Source organism: Faecalibacillus sp. H12 (genome assembly GCF_013361255.1).
Classification (GTDB): Bacteria; Bacillota_I; Bacilli_A; order Erysipelotrichales; family Coprobacillaceae; genus Faecalibacillus; species Faecalibacillus intestinalis.
On the sequence record NZ_JABWDK010000001.1, the window covers coordinates 399759 to 420457 of the forward strand.

21 protein-coding genes and 1 pseudogene are annotated in these 20699 nt (G+C 27.5%); 9 read left to right on the plus strand and 13 right to left on the minus strand.

Going from position 1 to position 20699, the window contains the following annotated elements; genetic code table 11:
- Position 1 precedes the first annotated feature (1 nt).
- Positions 2-547 (minus strand): metallophosphoesterase family protein, encoded by a 546-nt coding sequence (locus tag HUU89_RS02290; protein ID WP_147580263.1) that lies wholly within the window; start codon positions 545-547, stop codon positions 2-4.
- Positions 548-712: 165 nt separating this feature from the next.
- On the opposite strand from HUU89_RS02290, the gene HUU89_RS02295 reads away from it, so the two are divergent.
- The 5 genes from HUU89_RS02295 to purF all read left to right on the plus strand — a co-directional run bounded on the left by HUU89_RS02295 (position 713) and on the right by purF (position 4658).
- The gene (locus tag HUU89_RS02295; protein WP_022000846.1) at positions 713-1030 is read left to right on the plus strand and encodes a PTS sugar transporter subunit IIB; all 318 of its coding nucleotides are present in this window, start codon (positions 713-715) and stop codon (positions 1028-1030) included.
- Between the two features lie 66 nt (positions 1031-1096).
- Positions 1097-1411, plus strand: a complete 315-nt coding sequence (locus HUU89_RS02300) for a PTS sugar transporter subunit IIB (RefSeq protein ID WP_022000845.1) — start codon at positions 1097-1099, stop codon at positions 1409-1411.
- Between the two features lie 98 nt (positions 1412-1509).
- On the plus strand, positions 1510-1782 hold the full coding sequence (locus HUU89_RS02305; RefSeq protein ID WP_022000844.1) for an ACT domain-containing protein: 273 nt from the start codon (positions 1510-1512) through the stop codon (positions 1780-1782).
- Between the two features lie 11 nt (positions 1783-1793).
- A complete protein-coding gene (locus HUU89_RS02310; RefSeq protein WP_175300893.1) occupies positions 1794-3158 on the plus strand; it encodes a PFL family protein in 1365 nt (454 codons plus the stop codon).
- Positions 3159-3242: 84 nt separating this feature from the next.
- Complete coding sequence (gene purF / locus HUU89_RS02315) at positions 3243-4658, plus strand: amidophosphoribosyltransferase (RefSeq protein WP_175300894.1); 1416 nt, start codon at positions 3243-3245, stop codon at positions 4656-4658.
- A 212-nt stretch (positions 4659-4870) separates the two neighbouring features.
- Here the strand turns inward: purF and HUU89_RS02320 are convergent, their stop codons facing one another.
- Positions 4871-5065, minus strand: a complete 195-nt coding sequence (locus HUU89_RS02320; RefSeq protein ID WP_175300895.1) for a hypothetical protein — start codon at positions 5063-5065, stop codon at positions 4871-4873.
- A 259-nt stretch (positions 5066-5324) separates the two neighbouring features.
- Positions 5325-5624 carry a DUF6431 domain-containing protein gene (locus HUU89_RS15400; RefSeq protein ID WP_411897121.1) on the minus strand — a complete coding sequence of 100 codons (300 nt, stop codon included), beginning with the start codon at positions 5622-5624 and terminating at the stop codon, positions 5325-5327.
- On the opposite strand from HUU89_RS15400, the gene HUU89_RS02325 reads away from it, so the two are divergent.
- The 4 genes and pseudogenes from HUU89_RS02325 to HUU89_RS02345 all read left to right on the plus strand — a co-directional run bounded on the left by HUU89_RS02325 (position 5591) and on the right by HUU89_RS02345 (position 8882).
- Complete coding sequence (locus HUU89_RS02325) at positions 5591-5746, plus strand: IS3 family transposase (RefSeq protein ID WP_175300896.1); 156 nt, start codon at positions 5591-5593, stop codon at positions 5744-5746. The genes HUU89_RS15400 and HUU89_RS02325 overlap by 34 nt on opposite strands.
- A 450-nt stretch (positions 5747-6196) precedes the next feature.
- Positions 6197-6511 (plus strand): PTS sugar transporter subunit IIB, encoded by a 315-nt coding sequence (locus HUU89_RS02330; protein ID WP_032090055.1) that lies wholly within the window; start codon positions 6197-6199, stop codon positions 6509-6511.
- 1126 nt (positions 6512-7637) lie between these two features.
- A pseudogene (locus HUU89_RS02340) lies at positions 7638-8673 on the plus strand (IS3 family transposase); the annotation flags it as partial.
- Between the two features lie 17 nt (positions 8674-8690).
- Complete coding sequence (locus HUU89_RS02345) at positions 8691-8882, plus strand: hypothetical protein (RefSeq protein WP_175300899.1); 192 nt, start codon at positions 8691-8693, stop codon at positions 8880-8882.
- Between the two features lie 357 nt (positions 8883-9239).
- Here HUU89_RS02345 and HUU89_RS02350 read toward each other — a convergent pair whose 3' ends face one another.
- From HUU89_RS02350 to xseB, 10 genes are all read right to left on the minus strand, one after another.
- On the minus strand, positions 9240-10421 hold the full coding sequence (locus tag HUU89_RS02350) for a phosphopentomutase (protein WP_175300900.1): 1182 nt from the start codon (positions 10419-10421) through the stop codon (positions 9240-9242).
- Positions 10411-11334, minus strand: coding sequence for a site-specific tyrosine recombinase/integron integrase (xerA, locus tag HUU89_RS02355; protein ID WP_175300901.1), 924 nt, complete (start codon positions 11332-11334; stop codon positions 10411-10413). Before xerA ends, HUU89_RS02350 begins: the two co-directional genes overlap by 11 nt.
- A 635-nt stretch (positions 11335-11969) precedes the next feature.
- A complete protein-coding gene (locus HUU89_RS02360; protein WP_175300902.1) occupies positions 11970-13166 on the minus strand; it encodes a DNA polymerase IV in 1197 nt (398 codons plus the stop codon).
- Positions 13167-13207: 41 nt separating this feature from the next.
- Entirely contained in the window at positions 13208-14011 is an 804-nt protein-coding gene (gene spo0A / locus HUU89_RS02365; RefSeq protein ID WP_032090061.1) for a sporulation transcription factor Spo0A, read from the minus strand.
- Positions 14012-14274: 263 nt separating this feature from the next.
- Positions 14275-15243, minus strand: a complete 969-nt coding sequence (locus tag HUU89_RS02370) for a SpoIVB peptidase S55 domain-containing protein (protein WP_175300903.1) — start codon at positions 15241-15243, stop codon at positions 14275-14277.
- Positions 15244-15300: 57 nt separating this feature from the next.
- The gene (recN, locus tag HUU89_RS02375; protein ID WP_175300904.1) at positions 15301-16947 is read right to left on the minus strand and encodes a DNA repair protein RecN; all 1647 of its coding nucleotides are present in this window, start codon (positions 16945-16947) and stop codon (positions 15301-15303) included.
- Positions 16948-16962: 15 nt separating this feature from the next.
- On the minus strand, positions 16963-17763 hold the full coding sequence (locus HUU89_RS02380) for a TlyA family RNA methyltransferase (RefSeq protein ID WP_032090064.1): 801 nt from the start codon (positions 17761-17763) through the stop codon (positions 16963-16965).
- Positions 17744-19627 carry a 1-deoxy-D-xylulose-5-phosphate synthase gene (dxs, locus tag HUU89_RS02385; protein WP_175300905.1) on the minus strand — a complete coding sequence of 628 codons (1884 nt, stop codon included), beginning with the start codon at positions 19625-19627 and terminating at the stop codon, positions 17744-17746. Before dxs ends, HUU89_RS02380 begins: the two co-directional genes overlap by 20 nt.
- Positions 19628-20476: a polyprenyl synthetase family protein gene (locus tag HUU89_RS02390; RefSeq protein WP_032090066.1), complete on the minus strand. Its 849-nt coding sequence runs from the start codon at positions 20474-20476 to the stop codon at positions 19628-19630.
- Positions 20469-20696 carry an exodeoxyribonuclease VII small subunit gene (gene xseB, locus HUU89_RS02395; RefSeq protein ID WP_022001564.1) on the minus strand — a complete coding sequence of 76 codons (228 nt, stop codon included), beginning with the start codon at positions 20694-20696 and terminating at the stop codon, positions 20469-20471. The genes HUU89_RS02390 and xseB overlap by 8 nt, the downstream gene beginning before the upstream one ends.
- Positions 20697-20699 lie beyond the last annotated feature (3 nt).

Consider the following 20699-nt stretch of genomic DNA (forward strand, 5'->3'; position numbering starts at 1 on the left):
ATTATTTTTGACAAGCAAAACGTTTAAATTCATTCAAAATATCTTGATCTTTATCAATTAAAGATTGGGGTATTTTTTTTTGTGTTCTTGAGTCAAAAAAATCAACATGAAGTTTATCATCAACAGATACAATAGCATAGCTTCCACATTGAGATTGCCCTCTATTAAACATAATACTACCAGGATTAATAAATATTTTATTCTTATATATTTCATAATGTGGGACATGTGTATGTCCATGAAAACAAATATGAATATCCGCTTTGTTCATGTACTCAACTAAATAATCATATCCTGCATAAACATTAAATTTATGGCCATGTGTAATTAATATATTGCCTAATGCTGTTGGTAATGTTGCAGTTAAAGGGAAAAAACCTTGATCATGATTTCCATCTACAATAGCAGCAAATTCTTTTATAAATGGAGAATTTTTATCAAAACAACTATCTCCACAATGTATTTTTAGATCGCATTTTACATTTTCTAAAACTTTTTTTAATTCATCATCATAGCCATGGCTATCGCTTACCAAAAGTATCTTCATAAAAAACCTCCATTATATCAATATAAATTATTATAGTCTAATTTTAATAAAAAATCTATTTCAAATCTATTTTCTGAAATAGAAAAAAAAGAGCGGAAAGGGTTTACATTTAAAGGGATAATTGATAAAATATATATAGGTTATAAATGAGAAGGAGTGTTAAAAATGAAACAAATTTTATTAGTTTGTTCAGCTGGTATGTCTACTAGTTTATTAGTAACTAAAATGGAAGGTGCTGCTAAAGATGCTGGATATGATGCAAAAATTTTCGCATTACCATTTTCTGATGCACCAAGAGTTTTAGAAGACGTTGATGTTATCTTACTTGGCCCACAAGTTAGATTCCAAAAATCTGCTATTGAAAAATTAGCTGCTGGACGTAAAAAAGGACCAATTCCTGTTGAAGTAATTGATATGAGAGATTATGGAACAATGAATGGTAAAGCTGTTTTTGAAATGGCTAAAAAATTAATTGGTGATTAATCACATAAAATAGTAAAAATTGGGGTTAACCCTTTAAAAAATCAGTTAAGGAAGGTATTTATTATTATGAAAAAAATTATGTTAGTTTGTGCTGCTGGTATGTCTACTAGTTTATTAGTAACTAAAATGGAAAAAGCAGCTGCAGCAATGGGTGATGAAGTTGAAATCTTCGCTTTACCAATTTCTGAAGGAGAAAAACGTGTTGGTGATGTAGATTGTATTTTACTTGGCCCACAAGTTAGATTCCAAAAAAATACTATTGAAAAAGCTATGGAAGCTGCTGGTGTAAGCAAACCATGTGACGTAATCGATATGAAAGATTATGGAATGATGAATGGTGAAGCTGTTTATAAAAAAGCTAAAGCTATGATGGGTGAATAATTCACTAGAGACGACTGTTTAACAGTCGTTTTTTATTTTAGTCTTTTTTAATTTTTTTTCATATGCTATAATATTCCAAAAGTATAAGGAGGATAATTATGGAAAAGGGTATTATTACTGTTGTTGGGAAAGATCAAGTTGGAATTATTGCTAAAGTTTGTACATATTTAGCTGATAACAAACTTAATATTTTAGATATTTCTCAAACTATTATTCAAGGATATTTCAATATGATGATGATTATTGAATTACAAAATGCAACAAAAGATTTTGGTGCTATTTGTGATGAACTTAATGAATTAGGAAATGAAATAGGTGTTAATATCAAGTTACAACATGAAAATATTTTTAATAAAATGCATCGAATTTAAAGGAGATTAGAATGATTAATTTATTTGAAGTTGCAGAAACAAATAAAATGATTGAACAAGAAAATTTAGATGTACGTACAATTACTATAGGGATCAGTTTATTAGATTGTATGGATCATGATATTGATGTTTTATGCAAAAATATATATAACAAAATAACAACTGTAGCAAAAGATTTAGTTAAAACGGGTGAAGAAATTGAAAAGAAATATGGTATTCCAATTGTTAATAAACGTATTTCTGTTACACCTATTGGTTTTGTAGGTTCTAATGCATGTAAATCAACAAAGGATTTTGTTAAAATTGCTAAGACTTTAGATCGATGTGCTGCCGAACTTAAAGTTAATTTTATTGGGGGATATAGCGCTATTGTTTCTAAAGGAATGACACCTGCTGAAAGACTTTTAATTGAATCTATTCCAGAAGCAATGAAAGTAACAAACAATGTTTGTAGTTCAGTAAATGTTGGTTCTACTAAAACTGGAATTAATATGGATGCTGTTAAATTAATGGGTGAAATTATTAAAGAAACTGCTGATTTAACAAAAGAAAATGACTCAATTGGATGTGCTAAACTTGTTGTTTTATGTAATGCACCTGATGATAACCCATTTATGGCTGGAGCATTTCATGGTGTAAGTGAAGCTGATTGTATTATTAATGTTGGTGTAAGTGGTCCAGGAGTTGTGAAAAACGCAATAGAAAAATGTAAAGGTGAAGATTTTGGTAAATTATGCGAAACAATCAAAAAAACTGCTTTTAAAATTACTCGTGTGGGTCAACTTGTTGCTCAAGAAGCTTCAAAAATGTTAAATATCCCATTTGGAATTATTGACTTATCTCTTGCACCTACACCAGCTGTTGGTGATAGTATTGCAGATTGCTTAGAAGGTATGGGATTAAAGAGTGTCGGGGCACCTGGAACTACTGCAGCATTAGCAATACTTAATGATCAAGTAAAAAAAGGAGGCGTAATGGCATCATCTTATGTTGGGGGACTAAGTGGTGCATTTATTCCTGTAAGTGAAGATCAAGGAATGATTAATGCTGTAGAAAATGGAGCATTAACACTTGAAAAATTAGAAGCAATGACATGTGTATGTAGTGTCGGATTAGATATGATTGCTATTCCTGGTAAAACATCATCAGCTACTATTTCTGGTATTATTGCTGATGAAATGGCTATTGGTATGATCAATCAAAAAACAACAGCTGTAAGAATCATTCCAGTAACTGGAAAAGATGTAGGTGAAACGGTTGAATTTGGAGGATTATTAGGTTATGCTCCTATTATGCCTGTTAATGAATTTGATTGTTCAGAATTTATAAATCGTGGTGGAAGAATACCAGCACCAATTCATAGTTTTAAAAATTAGAGGAAACTCTAATTTTTTAATATATAAAAAATATTGACGATAATAAATTTGCATTATACAATATTTACGTCACGGGGGTATTATATGGATTATATGGATAGAGAATTACATGAAGAATGTGGTGTTTTTGGGATAATTGGTCATCAAGATGCATCACAAATATGTTATTATGGATTACATAGCTTACAACATAGAGGTCAAGAAGCTGCTGGTATCTGTTGTGAAAACAATGGTAAAATGATTTTTCATAAAGGCGAAGGACTTGTTACAGAAGTATTTAACCAAGATAAATTAAAAGAGTTACATGGTAATTCAGCTATTGGACATGTTAGATATTCTACTGCTGGTGGAGGTGGAATTGCTAATGTTCAACCATTTGTATTTAGAACTATGCAAGGATCTATGAGTATATGTCACAATGGAAACTTAGTTAATGCAAATATTCTAAAACAAGAATTAGAAGAACAAGGAAGCATTTTCTCCTCAACTTCTGATACTGAAGTATTAGGGCATCTTATTAAAAGACAAAGTGGACATATGATTGATAGAATATGTACTTCTTTAGATAAATTAGATGGTGCATTTGCATTTTTAATCATGGTTGATAATAGAATTTATGCTGCAAGGGACAAATATGGATTACGACCTTTATCAATTGGAATTTTACCAAATGGTGCTTATGTGTTTGCATCAGAAACATGCGCATTAGATGTCGTTGGAGCAAAATTTGTAAGAGATGTTGAACCAGGTGAAATTGTTAGGGTAAAAGATGGAAAATTATTAAGTAAGATTTATACAAAAGATCCATTACAAGATAAAATATGTGCTATGGAGTATATTTATTTTTCAAGACCTGATAGTAATTTAGATGGTATAAATGTTCATACAACAAGAAAATTAGCTGGTAAGCAATTATATTATGAAAATCCTATCGATGCAGACGTTGTTATTGGTGTTCCAGATTCATCGATTTCAGCAGCAATTGGGTATTCAGAAGCATCAGGAATTCCTTATGAAATGGGATTGGTAAAAAATAAATATGTGGGTAGAACATTTATACAACCAACTCAAGAAATGAGAGAACAAGGTGTACGAATGAAGCTGTCTGCAGTATCGGCAATTGTCAGTGGAAAAAAAGTAGTTATGATTGATGATTCAATTGTACGAGGAACAACTTCGAAAAGAATCGTAAGACATTTAAAAGATGCTGGTGCAACAGAAGTACATGTTAGAATTGCTTCTCCAGCTATTAAATTTCCATGTTTTTATGGTGTAGATACATCTACAATAGAAGAATTAATTTCTAATAAAATGAATGTTGAAGAATTATGTAAATATATTGAAGCTGATAGCCTTGCGTTTATTAGTGAAGAAGGATTAAAAAAATCTATTCATTTTTCAAAAGAACATACATGTGGGTTATGTATGTCTTGCTTTAATGGAAATTATGTAACTAATCTATATGATTCATTTGATAAAGCAAATAAATTTGAAAAATAATTTATTTTGATATTATTCAACAATTATTGATCATATTTATTGAAATATTTCAATTTTTACTGTATTCTTTAGATGTTGGTAGTAGGATCATCTTAAAATTAGAGATATCCTAAAAGAGCAATATTTATTGGTAATTTAAAATAACGAGGGGTTTCTCATATTTTAATTATCAAATGATGTGGGGCAACATTTGCCCCACGTTTCTTTATACATTAGAAGTCAATTTTGGAAATATCTAAATCTGATGATGTATCAACATCATCATTTTTTATTAGAGCTAGCTGTATATCACCTATTCGGTTAGAAATCGATGCCAGACTATTAAGAATATCTTCTAAAATTACATCTTCTTCGACAATAATTGGTTCATTATCTTCATCAATAACAAGTGTAAATACTTTTTTCATTTTAATTTTTGTCCTTTCTTATACATGTAAAATAATATATCGTATCATCATTTAAAGTGCAGAGAATACAATTACGGAATCTTTCCCAGTTCAGATAGCCATTCGAAGCATGTTTGATAAGTTTAATAGTCTTATTTCTGTTTTCAATGATGGTAGTGTTCATTCTTCTTTTTGATTTGTCATCTACAATGATAAAGCTAAGGTTGCATTTGGAGATTTAAGATCCTTGAGAACATTGGATACAGTAACAATAGAGAGTCTACCTCCAAAAAAAAGAAATATAATCAATAATAAAGGAAACATGAGAAGACGATAAAAAATCTTTATTTTTTAAAACATCAATGATGATATCAAAAGAAACAATAGAATAAGGAATCGTATCTTCAATCAGGACAGCATGGGTAGAATTACAAGATGGGCATTTAAGGCGTAATATTCTGATGGTATGATTTCGATCAAAGATATCGACATGGCGGTCATAGTAGGCATGAATGATCAAACCGTTGGAATGACAAGGAAAATGAAATGTTTTATGGATTTGAAAATACATTTGAATCATTAGATAATTTAAAACAAGCGATGATAGATTATATTCATTATCATAATAATTTTAGAATTACAGTAAAGGGAAAAGGCTTAACTCCTTTACAAATTAGGAATCAAGCCTTATCATTAAGTTAATTATTTTTTGTCCAACAAAGTCGGTTCAGTATAATGCCCCTGGATTATTTATAGCTTGAGAAATCCCCACGATTTTTTAGTTACTCTATTTATTTTTAATATTGCTTTTTATTTTAACAACATTATATACAAATAAATAAAATATATTTGCACTCATTGAAATGATTTTTTATATTACTATAATACTTGTTGTTTTACTGTTTGGCATTCTAGATGTTAAAAATAGAAATCATTTAGTATAAGATTAAAATGTACGAATTGGAGTTGTTAATTTACAAATTATTTTGTATGAAATCGAACAGGGTAAGTTATCTATGAAAATAAATTTAATAGTTTTTGTTATAAATGATAATATTTGAAATCAAATTACAAAATTTGAATTCGAGTAGATTAAATTGCTAAAAAAATATAAACTTATTATAGTAGATAAAAGATAAAGGAGAATTTCAAATGAAAAAAATCATGTTAGTTTGTTCGGCTGGAATGTCGACAAGTTTATTAGTAACAAAAATGGAACAAGCAGCAGAAAAAGTAGGAGATGAAGTAGAAATCTTTGCTCTTCCAATGTCTGATGGAATTAACAGACTTTCAACTGTGGATTGTGTTTTACTTGGCCCACAAGTTAGATTCAATTTAGGAAAAATTAAAGAAGAAGCTGCCAAAGTCAATCCAGGACTTCCAGTAGATGTTATTGATATGAAAGATTATGGAATGATGAATGGTGAAAAAGTATACAATTATGCTAAAAAACTAATGGATGAATAAATTTTAATAAAAATACTATTATAATTTTTAAGATCTATTATTTATAGAAGGAGAATAATTTACATCTTGCATTTATTCTCCTTTTAAATTTTAACTATTAGCAAAGTAATGTAATTTGCCCAGAAGGCGTCGAAACAGAAGTTATGAATAGTCAAAAAATATTAGCCAATTTGGTGGGGGGTATAGATTATATAACTTTTAGGACTAATTTCAAGAATAAAAATCCCGTTCATTGAAAAATTAAAATAAAAGAATAAAATATAAGAGGAGTAAAAAGATTGCTCTGATTAGTTTATCGTATTACATAGAAAAGTAATCACAAACTTTCCAGGCTGGTGATTACTTTTTTTCTTTTCAATCTTTTAAACGTTTTAAACTTTTTAAAAATAAGAAAATAAAAACGACTTGCTTATTTTCCTGTTTTCAAAATTTCTAATTTGTGGTAAAATTAATTTGCTGATGGCAAAAAACTAGTGTATTTAGCACTAGGATAGTTATCGTTTAAAATTAATTAAATCAAATTTGCCTCTAGTTTAAACAGCGCGAATATGACAGAAAAACTATATTAGAAAAAAATTCTCAATCCAAAATTTCGAAGTGTAGAATATATTATTGCCGTTAGCAAAAAGGACATTAAGTTGTCCTTTTTATTTTTGCACCTTTTTCTAATTTTTAACTTTTTGTTTTACATCCTTCTTACTATTCTACTTAAATTCATATTCTTTTAAATGAAGTCCATCAACTATTGTCAATTCAAAATACATTTCATAAAAATACTGATTAAAAATTATCATTATCATCTTATATCCATTTATATCAATTCTTTTCATTGTGTCAAAAACAATGTTTATTTTATCAACGTAATATACATCCTCTTTTTCAATATTTTCTTCAATATTATCTCCAACATTTTTATCAATTCTTACAATGTTTTCTACATTATTTTTCTCTATGTTTTCAAATACATTCTTTTCTAAAAAGTTTCACGACAAAGTCTTTTGAAATAACATTAATTTCGAAGGTTACTCTTATAGTATGACGAAATAATTTTGGATAGGTTACACTTTATTGGACAATTCTAAAGAGAACTGTTTATAATAAATAAAAATGAAATGAGGTAACCAAAATGGCAAGAAAAAGAAGAAATTACACTGATGAATTAAAAAAGAAAATTGTTGAATTGTATAATAGTGGAAAACCAAGGGCTGAACTTGTAAGAGAGTATGAGCTAACACCATCAGCTTTATCATCATGGATCAATAAATGCAATAATTCAGGTTCATTTAAAGCAGAAGATAACAGAACTCCTGAAGAAAATGAATTAATCAAACTTCGTAAAGAAAATCAACGATTAAAAATGGAAAATGATATTCGCTGATTATGGGACGAAAATAAATGTTATTTTATCCAATTCGTATAAATATCCAATCAGCGCGATGTGTAAATTACTCAATATTTCAAGCTCATCTTTATATTACGCTAAAAATAAACCTGCAAAAAAATATAACGCAGAAGAAGAAAAACTAACACAACATATTAAAGAAATATTTAAAAATAGTCGTAATAACTATGGATCTAGAAAAATCAAAGTTGAATTAAAGAAAAAAGGAATTATAGCCAGTAAGCAACGAATTAGACGTATCATGAAGGAAAATGGCCTTGTATCAACGTACACAGTCAAACAATATAAAGTGCATAAACAGATATGTAATAACGATAAAATAGATAACAAGTTAAAACGAAATTTCAATCAAGAAGAAAGAATGAAAGTAATTCTAAGTGATTTAACTTATGTCAATGTTGCAGGAAAATGGAACTACATATGTTTAATGTTAGATCTATATAACAGGGAAATTGTAGGCTATACAGCAGGAAAACATAAGGATGATGATTTGGTTAGAAAAGCAATAACTACAATAAAATATGATTTAAATAAAATTGAAATATTTCATACAGACAGAGGAAATGAATTTAAAAATAATATTATAGATGAAGTACTAGATACTTTTAAAATAGATAGGTCACTTAGTGCTAAAGGATGTCCATATGATAATGCAGTAGCAGAAGCAACCTATAAGATAATAAAAACAGAATTTGCATTTAATAGAATATTTAATGATTTTGAAGAATTAGAAAGAGAATTGTTTGATTATGTAAATTGGTAAGGAGTGTGTTAAGTATGTTATCTAAAAGTGAATGTAGAAGTTATTTAAATGATGTTAAACAATATCTTAATATTACTACTTTTTGTAATGAGTTAGGTATTGCAAGACCACATTTAACAATGTTTTTAAAAGATTATCATTATGATCATTATCTAAACGTAGAAAAGGCTAATTTATTAGTTGAATCAATTAAATCAAAATTTTAAAAGCAGTTTAAGAGCACTTCGCATAATGTATATTATATAACTTTTATAGTATATATAAATAGTTTTTTATTATTTTAACTATTTATATACTTGTATTAGATAATAATAAAATATGTGCATAACATGACAAGTATTACGGAAATAAACATAACAAATATGAATATAAGTTTATTATTACTTTTAAGATTTTTATATAAAGCTAGAAATGAAACGATAAATAATAATATAGATAAAAGATAAAATGAATATAAAATAACATTACTGTGCATTTGAATTGCAAATATAAATAATAAAACTCCTAATAAATCTGCAAATAATGAATAAAGAATGATTTTTCTATTTTCCATTTTTCTATCCCTATTTTAATAATTTTAATATAGATGAACCTATACCATTATATTTAACATTGAAGTTATCGCAAATTGTAGAACCGATAATTCCAAAAGAATCACCATCATTTAATACTTTCATTTCATTAAATTGTTTTGAATAAATTATAAGTGGTACTTGTTCACGTGTATGATCTGTTCCTCTATATGTTGGATCATTTCCATGATCAGCAGTAACTATTAATAAATCATCTTCTTTTAATTCATTTATTAATTCTCCTAATTGTACATCGAATTCTTCAATTGCTTTTCCATAACCAGCAGCATTTCTTCTATGCCCATAGACCGCATCGAAATCAACTAAGTTAATAAATGCTAAACCATTAAAATTGTCACTTGCTAATTCAATAGTTTTATTCATACCATCTTCATTACTTACTGTTTTAATTTTTCTTGTAATCCCTTGATCAACAAATATATCTGGTATTTTACCTACACCTATAACATCTAATCCAGCATCTTTTAAAGAATCAAGCGCAGTTTTAGAAAATGGGGCTAATGCATAATCATGTCTATTAGATGTACGAGTAAAATGTCCTTCTTTTGTTCCTATATATGGTCTAGCGATAACTCTACCAACCTTCCATTTATCATCCATAGCTATTTCTCTAGCAATTTGACATGCATGATATAATTCTTCTAATGGGATAATATCTTCATTTGCAGCAATTTGAAAAACAGAATCGGCAGAAGTATAGACTATCCAATCCCCTGTTTTGATTTGATGTTCTCCATACATATCTAGAATTTTAGTACCACTACATGCAATATTTCCTACACATTTTCTACCAGTTTTTTTCTCAAATAGGTCAATAAATTCTTTAGGAAAACCGGTATCTGTAAATGTAATAAAAGGTTTTTCTGTTTTAAGCCCCATCATTTCCCAATGTCCAGTCATTGTATCCTTACCATTCGATGCTTCATTTAATTTTAAAACATAAGCTTGTGGGTTTTCTGTTTTGGCAACACCTTTAAAATCACCTAAATTACCAAATCCTAAATTTTGCAATGTTGGTATATTTAAACCATCACATATTGAACAAATATGACCAACGGTATTTGCTCCAAAATCATTATATTTTTTTGCGTCTTTTGCATTTCCAATTCCCATTGAATCACAAACAATGAGAAAAATTCTATTAAATTTCATGAATACTATCTCCTTTTTTTGTTTTTGCTCTTAAATGATATTTATTATAATCATCAATAATTTTATTATTTGAAACATGAGTATAAATAGTGGTTGTTGAAATATCACTATGCCCAAGTAATTCTTGAATAGAACGTAAATCAGCACCATTTTCATACAAGTGAGTTGCAAATGTATGTCGAATAGTATGAGGCGACACTTTCTTTTTGATATTTGCATTTATACATGCTTCTTTTAGGATTTTATAAAAATACTCACTAGATATTTTATTTAAATGATTATTAAAAAACAAGTAATCATTATCTTTAAAATCTAATTTAGGGTATCTAAAATCATAAATATAACATGATAAAATTTCACATACATAGTCATTTAAAGGCAAAAGCCTTTCTTTATCCCCTTTTCCAATTACGTTTAAATATTTCATTTTTAAATTAAGTTGTGATAATTTTAAATTACACAATTCAGAAACTCTCATACCTGTTGCATATAATAGTTCTAGCATAGCTCTCGTTCTAGCATTTTTAAAATTATCCATTTCAATACTATCAAGTAATGTTTTTATTTCTTCCATATTTAAAACCTGTGGAAGTCTTTTAGTGTTTTTTGGTAAATCAAAAGTCTCCATAAGATTTTTTTTAACAATTTCTTCTTTCATCAAAAATTTATAAAATGAGCGTAGTGAAACCATTTTTCGTGATAAAGAAGATGCTGCTAAAGATGTAAATTGTTGTAAATATTTTCTAATCATATCTTTATCAATTTGATCGATTAAAACAACTTGATTTTGTTTTTGAATATAGTTTATAAAATGTTCAAGATCTCGCATATAATTTTTTAATGTATTATCTGATACCTTTTTTTCTATTAATAAATATTGTTTATATTCGTTAAGTGCATCATATATGTTCATATTACCACCATATTTATTATATCACGAATGATTATTGAAGAACAATTTTATATAAGGTAAATTTTTAACAGTGCAGATATGAATATTAAAAAACATATAATAATTAAGTAATTTAAAATATAATTAAATAAATATTTTAAACTGAAGTTATCTTTTTGTATGAAAGTTAATTTGAAACTTTGTATAGAAAGATACGTTGACATAAAAGACATCACATACGTAATTAAAATTTCAATAATCATTTGAGGTAATACAATAATAAAAATATTATGAAACGAAAGAAGCGATTGATAATATTTAAAAATAAAAGAAATAATACATAAAATTCTATAAATGATTCCAATTGATATAACTGGAGCACCAATAAAACTTGTTGCTGAAACCATGATGATTATTATGTACATAAATGTACATAATAGATATGAATTTAGTTGATGTGTTTTAAAGAATATGAGATCAACCGAAATTTTATAAAGAGAATATTTATTTAATGAAAAAAATATAATTGAAATAATTGTTGAACAAAGAAAATTTAAGAATAAATATTGATGTAAATACATATTTTTCTTTTGAATAAAAAAAGACATCATATCTCCTCCTATAGCATAGGATATGATGTATTCTTTTTTTTATGATTATTCTTTTCTGTACTTGTTTTTTGATTTATTTAATAAAGCAGAAGCCGTTGTCAAATGATATTTATTCTCACTATTAATTTTATTGATTACAGCCTCTGTTGTTTTTATTTTATTTTTCTCAATATTTTTGTCAAATAGACTTACTTGTTTTTTATAACTGCTTCGATTGATAACATTATTTAACGAAACTCCAATAAGTCTAAGAGGTTTTCCACTATAATTTTTATCAAATAAGTATTTTGCAGTAGAAAGTATTATCTCATATTCATTGATATAATCAATTAAAGGAGTTTGTCGTGTAACTGACTCAAATCGAGAATACTTAATCGTAATACTGATCGAATTGCCAATCAAATTTCTTTTTTTTGCTCTAAATGAAACTCTAGAACATAATATACGTAAAGTTTCATAAATAGTCTCTATATCATTTGTATCGTATTGTAAGGTTGTTGAATTACCTACAGATTTTAATTCGTTTTTTTCAGTATTTACTTTAGAAATATCTATTCCATTGGCTTTTCTATATAATAGAAGTGCATTTTTCCCAATAATCTGACGTAATTTATTATAGTTATCATAATTAGCTACATCTCCAATAGTTAAAATGCCCATTTCTTTGAGTTTAGGTGCAGTTTTTTTACCGATTCCAAACATTTCAGAAACATCAAGGGGCCAAAGTAATTGTTTATAATTAGATTTATTTAAAATGGTAATACCCATTGGTTTTTTCATATCACTAGCCATTTTAGCCATAAATTTATTAGGAGCAATTCCAATAGAACATTTTAGTTTTAATGTATTTAAAACATCATTTTGAATGATTTTTGCAAGTTTGTAAGGATGAATATTATGTTCGATAATGTAATTAGAAAAATCAACATAACATTCATCAATACTTGCTATTTCTAACAAAGGACTATATGTTGAAATCAATTCAAAAAATTGACTTGATAAACGTCTATATAAATCAAAATTTACGGGTTTTATGATTAAATTTTTACATAATTGTTTAGCTTGAAATAATGGCATTGCAGAATGGATTCCATATTTTCTTGCTTCATATGAAGCAGTAGAAACAATCGCACGCCTGTTATTTCCAGATATTACTAAAGGTTTTCCTTCCAAAGAAGAATCATGTGCCATTTCAGCACTTGCATAAAATGCATTTAAATCTATATGAAATATAATTTGCATATAGCAGCTCACTCCCTTAGCAACATTGTAACATATTTTAATTATAAATAGTGCCCTTTATTTGCTAATGCTGTTTTATGTGCTAATCTCAATTTATCAGCAATCATTGCAATAAATTCAGAATTTGTTGGTTTAGATTTGGAAGCAGATACTGTGTATCCAAAGATATCATCAATGGCCTCAGTATTTCCTCTATTCCATGCAACTTCGATTGCATGTCGGATAGCTCTTTCTACTCTTGAAGAAGTGGTATTATAATTTCTTGCAATTTCTGGATATAGTACTTTCGTTACTTGACCTAAAATATCAATATTATCATATGTTTTCATAATTGCTGTTCTTAAATACATATATCCTTTTATATGAGCAGGAATACCCACTTCATGTAAAATTTCTGTGATTTCATTTTCGATTTTAACTTTTTGAATTTTTTCAGTTTCATTAACATGAGTCTCATTGATTTTTGTCTCATCTGAAAAAACGCGTTTAATAACATCCATAAAATAATTAAAATCAAAAGGAATTTTAAAACAATAGCTTACATTTAATTTTTCTAGTGCATTACTTATCAATGGACTAGTAAAACTTGTAATACATACAACTTTTTGATAAGCATTTTTATTGACTTCCCTCACTTTCTCTAATACTCCGACACCATCAATATCAGTGAGCATCAGATCAATAACTAATAAATCACAATTGTTTGTTTTAAAAAAAGTAATTGCATCACCTGCACTATTAGCAGTACCTACAATTTGATAATTGGAAAATTTTTCAAATTGTTGTGCTATACCTTCTAACAGTTCATGATTTTCCACAATAATAAAGATTTTCTTTTTTTCCATAATTACCTCCCATCCACTACCAACAACCATATTATATAAAGTATTCTAATTTATGTTTAGATTTTAGATAAAAATTAACATAAATTTATAAATTTAATAACTAATATTTAGTATTTTTAAAAATATATCTACATTTTTCTTAAGTATTTTTTATTATTTGTCGAATTTTAGAAAAATAAGAAATACAAATTATTACATGTTTTGTTAAAAATAAGATAAAATTAGTATTATTTTTTATAAAAGCCATGTTAAAAACATGGCTTTTATTCGTTATCTATCATCCATTGTATATACATGCCATACCCTTCCAATATTTCTGATTTACTTGCATGTGTAACACAACCTATTAATTTGTTATTTTGAATGATCGGAGAACCACTCATACCTTGAATAATACCTTGACATTGTTCTATGATTTTTTGATCTGTAACAATAAATTTTATTCCTTTTTCCATAGGTTTATCTTGTTTTAATAGATCAGTAATTTTTATCTTACATTTTTCTACATTATTTTCATTTAAAACCGTAAGAAAATAGGCATCTCCTAATTTAACTTCATCTATGGTAGCAGTTTTATAAACATTTTTATTTGGAAGATTATTAATTTTCCCATAAACGCCAAAATTATTATTTTTTTCTATCTCACCTATAGATTGATTATCAATATTACCAATTTTTTGACCTATATTGTATGACTCGGTTTTCTTTATACCTTTTATGGAAGCAGAATACAGTGAACCATCATTTATATCAAGATCATCATCAACCATATTGTGCCCCAAACAAGCAAATTTGCCTGTATTTAATTGATAATAGGTAACAGTTCCTATTCCTTTAGCACAATCTTTTACATATAACCCTGTACTAAATTCAGCATTATTTTTATAAATTTTCATAGTTTTATGATAAATATTCGATGCCCTTTTTATTGTGAATTCTAAATTACTTGTATTGCAATTTTTTATTATATTTGTTAAATCATCAATTGTTTTAACATTTTTCTTTTCAACACTGGTAATAATATCATTGATTTCAAAATAATTAGATGGATCAATAATTTCATTGTCAACTTTTATTTTATAGAAACCAGTAATGCAAACACCATCATAATTTAATATTATTCCAACAGATTCTCCTCCAATTAAAACATCAATTGCATTAATAGGTACTATCATTAATATAATAGATAGACAACAGGTATAGAAGGATATTTTAAGCTTTTTAAAAAGCATAGATACCTCCTGTAGCTTTTTTTTGCTACAACATATTTTGGTATCTATGCTTTAATTTTATACACATATTTCTTTCAATTTTTTTGCATGGTCTATAGATTGTTGTGTAATTTCTTTACCAGAAATCATTTTAGCTAATTCATAAACACTTTCTTTTTCATTAAGTAATCTTACATGTACTTTACTTGTGTTATCCATTTGCTCTTTTTCAATAAACAAATGGTTATTAGCAAAACATGCGACTTGAGCTAAATGTGTAATACAAACAACTTGTTGTTTTTTTGAGATTTTTTTCATAACGTGCCCAATGCTTTCAGCCACTTTACCACTGACTCCTGTATCTGCTTCATCAAAAATGATTGTACCACCATCTTTTGAATTTTGTGAAACAGCTTTAATTGCTAGCATAATGCGTGATAATTCTCCACCCGAAGCAATTTTTTGAAGTGGTTGAAGTGGTTGACCACTATTTGTTGAAACAACAATTTTAACATTATCTATTCCGTTATCATTAAAATCATTAATTTGAAAATCAAATTTAAATTGAACTTGTTGAAGATACATTTGATTTAAAATATATTTTACTTCTTTTTCTAATTCTAATGCTTTATTTTTTCTTAAAATAGAAATTTTTTTAGCATAGTAAATCAATTGATTTTCTGTTTCTTTAAGTTTTAAATTGATATTTTCAATCATTTGATCTCTATTTTTGAATAATTCTATTTTTTCTATTAAACTATTTTTAAAATCAATAATAGCATCAATTGTTTGGCCATATTTACGTTTAAGCTTGTTTAATTTGAAAAAGGTTTCTTGCACTTCATTATAATGTTCTTCACTAAAGTATGATTGAGAAAATTGATCATAAATATCTTGATTTATACCATCTACTGTATAATAAAGATCATATAGTTGATCATAATTGTGCTTAATATCATCAATTTCGAGATATGAAAGTTCGTTTAAACTTTGTTTGAAGAGATCCATTATTCCTTTTGAAGAATCCATTAATGCTTTATAGTTTTTAATATGTTGAGAATTTTTTTCATAATTTAATAGATTATTTCTCTCTTTTAAAAACTCTTCTTCATCAAAATTTTCTAAATCTAATTCTTCTATTTCTTCTAATTGAGCTAAATAAAAATCTAATTGTTCATCAGTTAATTCTTCTTTTGTTAAAGAAAGATATTTTTGATTTAGATTTTTATACGTTTGATAAAGAGTAAGGTATTCTTTTTTTAAATCAGTTAATTCATTTCCAATAAAATTATCTAATAGCTTTAAATGATAGGATTCATTAAATAATTGATGTGTTTCAAATTGAGAATGTATGTCTACAATTTGTGACATTATTTTTTTCAATAATAATTGACTAGAATTACGATAATTAATTTTGATTGCTGATTTACCATCGCGATTAATTTTTTTTGAAATAACAAGATGCTCATCAATGGGAAAATTATTATCCAATAAAATTTTATCTATTTCTTTATTAGAAGAAAAAACACCTTCAATAAATGCATAATCAGCCCCATTTTTTACAAATGATGGTTGACTACGTTGACCTATCAATTGACCAATAGCATCAATGATAATTGATTTCCCTGCCCCTGTTTCTCCAGTTAAAACTGTCATTCCTGATTGAAAGTCTATTTGAACTTGATCAATGATTGCAAAATTTTCTATATATAAACTTTCTATCATAGTATCACCCATCCTTTACCCTTTAAAACAAATATGTGCTTCATTTACAACATTTTCAATATCAATAGGATTATTTACTCCACCAACTTTAAAATGAGCTAAAAACTCAATATTACCTTCTCCACCGGTAATTGGAGAAAAAGACAATGCTTGTAAGCTCAAATGACATTCATTTGCATACGCAATGACATTTTCAATAACCTTTAAATGTGTTTTAGGATCTTTTACAATTCCCTTTTTCCCAACTTCATCTTTTCCTGCTTCAAATTGAGGCTTGATCAACGCTACAATATCATCATTTTCATTTAATATATCTTTAAGAGGAATAAAAATATGTTTCAAAGAAATAAAAGAAACATCAATCGTTGCAATATTAGGTATCCCATTTTCAAACAAATCACGGGTAGCATACCTAAAATTCGTTTTTTCTTTAACAATAACTCGTGGATCATTTCTTAATTTCCAAACAAGTTGATTCGTACCTACATCTACAGCATAAACACATTGTGCACCATTTTGAAGAGCACAATCTGTAAATCCTCCTGTTGAAGAACCAATATCAACCATAACACGATTTTGCATTGAAATATCAAATATTTTTAGTGCTTTTTCTAATTTTAAACCACCTCTAGAAACATAGGGCATAACCGTTCCCTTTACAAAAAGCTCCATATCTACAGGAACTTTTGTGCCAGGTTTATCAATAATTTCATGATCATTATGAACTATTCCAGCCATAACAGCACGTTTTGCTTTTTCACGCGAATCAAAGAATCCTTGTTCTACTAGTAATACATCAATTCTCTTTTTTTCCATTCATTAATTCCTCACATTTATTTATAACAGTATCTAAATCAATTTTTTCATCATCATATATTTCTTGTACAGATCCTTGCTTTGAATAATGATCTGCAAGTGCAATATGTTCAAAAGTTCTTAAAATATGTTTTTCATTACAATAAGTCAATAATATCGAACCTAATGATCCTGTTTTTAAAATAGTTTCATATACAAGAATCGGTTTATCATTTTCAGTAAATATTTTATGTACCATATCTTCATCTATAGGCTTAATAAATCTCGCATTTATAATTCTAATATTTAAATGTTTACTTTTGATTATTGTTTTTATCTTTTCAACATTATCACCATAACAAATTAAAGTCATTTTATAGTCATCTTTGCAAGATTCAATAGTCCAAGTACCTAATTCTAATTGATTATTATAATCAACTTTTATATCATCTATACTTCCTCTAGGTATTCTAATAAAATAAGGTTTATTAAAATTATGAAATGCTGTATTTACAAATTGACGAAGTTCTCTAGCATCTTTAGGAGCAAAAAGAACGATGTTAGGAATAGGTGATAAAATACTTACATCAAATACCCCATGATGCGTTGGGCCATCTTCTCCTACAATACCTGCACGATCAATACTGCAAAGACATGGTAAATCCATTCTAGCAATATCATGATTAATTTGATCATAAGCTCTTTGTAAAAAAGAAGAGTAGACAGAAATAAAAGGTTTTTTTTGAGAAATAGATAAACCTGCTGTAAAAGTAAGAGCATGCTCTTCAGCAATTCCTACATCAAAACATCTTTCTGGGAATACTTTAAATAAAGTATTCATTGCCGATCCTTTAATCATTGCAGGAGTAATTGAAACAATATCCTTATCAATTTTCATCCATTGTAAAACCTGATCAGATATAATTTCCGACCATGATTTTTTTGAAGAATTTCCAGAAGAAAGCACACGGCCATTTTTTACATTAAATGGTGGAGTTCCATGCCATTTACCTTCTTGATCATTTTCAGCAAATGAATAACCTTTTCCTTTTTCAGTAACAACATGTACAACGACACTCTTTTTATTCTTTTGTGCAAGTTGCAATACTCTTATCAATTCAACAATATTATGTCCATCCACCGGACCTAAATAATCAATACCAAAGTCTTCAAAAATAGTATCATTTATAAAACCTCTTTTTATAAAGTCTTTAATATATTTTGTAGCTTTATAAACACCTTCTCCTAATTTCCCATGTTGTAAAATCGAACGATAGTCATCTTTCATTTTATTATATGTATTAGACATACGCACATTATTTAGAAAGTTGTTCATACCACCAATGCTTTTAGAGATTGACATTTGATTATCATTTAAAATTAAAATTACTTTATTATTAATTGAACCAAGATGATTTAAAGCTTCTAAAGATTCGCCGCCTACAATAGCTCCATCGCCTACTACAGGAACAATGCTAAAACTTTCTTTATTTAAGTCTCTTGCGATTGCCATTGCTACAGCTGCCGAAAGAGCTGTAGAAGAATGACCAGCCTCCCAAACATCATGTTTACTTTCACAACGTTTTTGAAAGCCTGATAAGCCATTGAATTTTCTTAAATGTGTAAAATCTTTTGCACGTCCTGTTAAAATTTTATGAACATAACATTGATGTCCTACATCAAAAAATATTTTATCTTCAGGTGAGTTAAACACATAATGCAAAGCAATAGTTAATTCAACAATTCCTAAATTACTTGATAAATGTCCACCTGTTTGAGAAACAGATTCAATAATAAATTGGCGAATATCCTTTGCTAAGTCATTCAATTCCTTTTCTGTTAATTCTTTTAAAAAAGAAGGACCTTTAATTTTTGTTAAATCCATTTATCTCACTCTTTTCCATAATTTTTCAATAATTTCCAAAATCAACCCATGATTTAGTGTTAAAGAATACACAAGTTGCTGAGCTTCATTAAATAGTAAATCAACTTCTTTTTGAGAATTTTCAATTCCTAAAAGTGTAACATAAGTTTCTTTATGATTTGCTTCGTCACTTCCTGTATTTTTACCCAATGTTTTGGCATCAGATGTCACATCTAAAATATCGTCTTGAATTTGAAATGCTAAGCCAATTTTATAACCTATTTGTTTTAAAATTTCTAAATCGTTTGGTGAGGCAATTAAAGCCCCCATTTGAAAGGCACAAGATAATAATTTTCCTGTTTTATAATGGTGAATTTTATCTAATGTTTCTTTTGAAAGCTTTTTACCTTCATTTTCAATATCATATTCTTGTCCTAAAATCATCCCGTTTATACCACTTGATGTATATAAACAAGAAACAAGTGAAAGTTTTAATGAATCATCTAGATTGGTTTGTAAAATGATGTTTACTGCTTCATTAAGAAGACCATCTCCTGCTAAAATTGCTGTTGCTTCACCAAATTGTTTATGACATGTTGGTTTTCCACGTCTTAAATCATCATTGTCCATTCCAGGTAAATCATCATGGATCAATGAATAAGTGTGTATCATTTCTAATGCACAAGCAATATCAATATACTTTCTATAATCAAGACCATATGCTCTAATCACTTGTAAAACAATTAATGGTCTAATTCGCTTTCCCCCTGCTTTTAAAGAATAATACATTGCTTCCTTAACCTTACTATCAGGATATTGAGATAAAATATTTTCAAGTCTTTGATTAATTTCATTTATAACATTATTCATTATTTTCTACCTCTACATCAAAATCTTCTAATTGACCATCAATAAGTATTTTAGAAACTTTATTTTCTACATTTCCTAATTTTTTTGAACAATATTGAGAAAGCTGTACGCCTTCTTGAAAAAGTTCAACACTATCATCTAAAGATGTTTCGTTATTTTCTAATAAATCGACAATTTCTTCTAATCGTTTTATTGCCTGTTCGAATGTCATTTTTTCCATATA